We start from the raw sequence: 1,442 nt of genomic DNA on the forward strand, positions 1-1,442 counted from the left end.
GGTGTCGGACGAGGCGACCTCGTCGCCCCGGTCCTGCGCCGCGCGCCGCACGAACTGCGGGTCCATCATCAATGCGCCGATCGACATCAGGCCGAGTCGTTCGCGAAGACGTCTTGTCTCCATGATCTGCGCTCCGTTCGCCGGACCTCGGGCCGCTCCGGCATGGCGCCGCGTCAAGGTCTGGTATAAACGGTATATATCGTATAAACCATTGAAGTCAAGCCGATGACCACATCACCGACCCCACGCAAGACCACCGCAAAGACCACCCCCAAGACCGCTGCCGCTCCGGCGAGGAAGACTCCCGTTGCTGCGAAAAAGCCTTCAGCCAAGAAGGTAGCCGCCAGGAAAGTCGCCCCCGCGAAGGCAGTTGCCCCGGCCGCCACGGCGGTCGCCGAGAAGCCCAAGCACAAGCTGGTGCGCGACAGCTTCACGATCCCGAAGTCGGAATACCAGGTGCTCGAGGCGCTGAAGCTGCGGGCCGCCGCCTTGAAGCGCCCGACCAAGAAGAGCGAGCTGCTGCGCGCCGGCATCGCGGCGCTGAACGCGATGGCCGACAAGGCCCTGCTGGCGGCGCTGAACAGCGTGCCCAGCCTGAAGACCGGCCGTCCGAAGGCGGACAACGGCGCAGTGAAAGACTGACGAGCGTTCAGGCCATCAGGTCGCCAGCTCGCCCCACGCCGTCGCGACGCGGCGGAAGCGGCCTTGCTCGTCGAGTGCTTCCGCATCGACCAGCTCGGCCGTGCCTTCCATCACGGTCCCATGAAAGTCGTGTTCGATCACCGATCGCGGCGCCTTGAACGCGGCCGGGAGTTGCCCGCCCGCGTCGGCGTCGAACAGCGAAAACCCATAGACAGTGACCAGCTTGTCGACTTCCATCTCGGCTCCTTGTGTGCAGGTGAGAACGGTTGAGAACGGGGCTGTTGGGGTGGTGCGATGCAACAAAAATTATAGGAAGCCTGCCACCTGAGCTCAGAAGCCAATCCACCCTGGCGGGTCGGGATTGGCTTGCGCTGGATCCAGGATTGGCTCAGGGATTCACATCCGCCCCGAGCGGGCAGGTGCCGCCGCCCGCCGGCGCGTTGACCCGGGCCACGCGCGGCTTGCCGAGTGCCGGTGTCGCAGGGTCGTAGGCCGCGTTCGGCGCCTTGTAGCTCGCCAGGTAGCTGCTCAGCGCATCGATGTCCTGCGCGCCGCCCAGCAGGTTGGTGCCCTGCTGGAAGGTCGAAAAGCCGTCGCCGCCGGTCGCCATGAAGTTGTTGATCGTCACGCGCCAGGTCTTCTGCGGGTTCACCACCACGCCGGCCACGTCGACCAGCGTCTCGGTGCCGGCCGCCGTCGTCAAGGTCACGCCGCGCACCCGCGCATTGCAGGCCGCGCTGCCGTCCCAGGTGTAGCGCAGGCTGGCACTCGGCACCATCAGCCGGGTCGCGGTCGCGAGC

At 66.5% G+C, this 1,442-nt stretch carries 4 protein-coding genes; 1 reads left to right on the forward strand and 3 read right to left on the reverse strand.

All coding sequences use genetic code 11. From position 1 onward, the window contains the following. Positions 1-173 precede the first annotated feature (173 nt). Positions 174-434 (reverse strand): hypothetical protein, encoded by a 261-nt coding sequence (locus AC1D01_RS34425; RefSeq protein ID WP_477873958.1) that lies wholly within the window; start codon positions 432-434, stop codon positions 174-176. Between AC1D01_RS34425 and AC1D01_RS34430 the strand changes: the two genes are divergently transcribed. Next, the gene (locus AC1D01_RS34430; protein WP_477873960.1) at positions 418-642 is read left to right on the forward strand and encodes a hypothetical protein; all 225 of its coding nucleotides are present in this window, start codon (positions 418-420) and stop codon (positions 640-642) included. The two genes, AC1D01_RS34425 and AC1D01_RS34430, sit on opposite strands and share 17 nt — an antisense overlap. A 15-nt stretch (positions 643-657) precedes the next feature. Here the strand turns inward: AC1D01_RS34430 and AC1D01_RS34435 are convergent, their stop codons facing one another. Next, positions 658-879: a hypothetical protein gene (locus tag AC1D01_RS34435; RefSeq protein ID WP_477873962.1), complete on the reverse strand. Its 222-nt coding sequence runs from the start codon at positions 877-879 to the stop codon at positions 658-660. 151 nt (positions 880-1,030) lie between these two features. Continuing rightward, on the reverse strand, positions 1,031-1,442 hold a 412-nt coding region (locus AC1D01_RS34440; RefSeq protein ID WP_477873964.1), incomplete at its 5' end, for a 5'-nucleotidase C-terminal domain-containing protein.

This window comes from Rhizobacter sp. P3_B12, assembly GCF_056402895.1.

What these genes read in the sequence shown, in the direction of transcription:
- AC1D01_RS34435 (WP_477873962.1), bottom strand. Translation starts at nt 879, where the DNA reads ATGGAAGTCGACAAGCTGGTCACTGTCTATGGGTTTTCGCTGTTCGAC.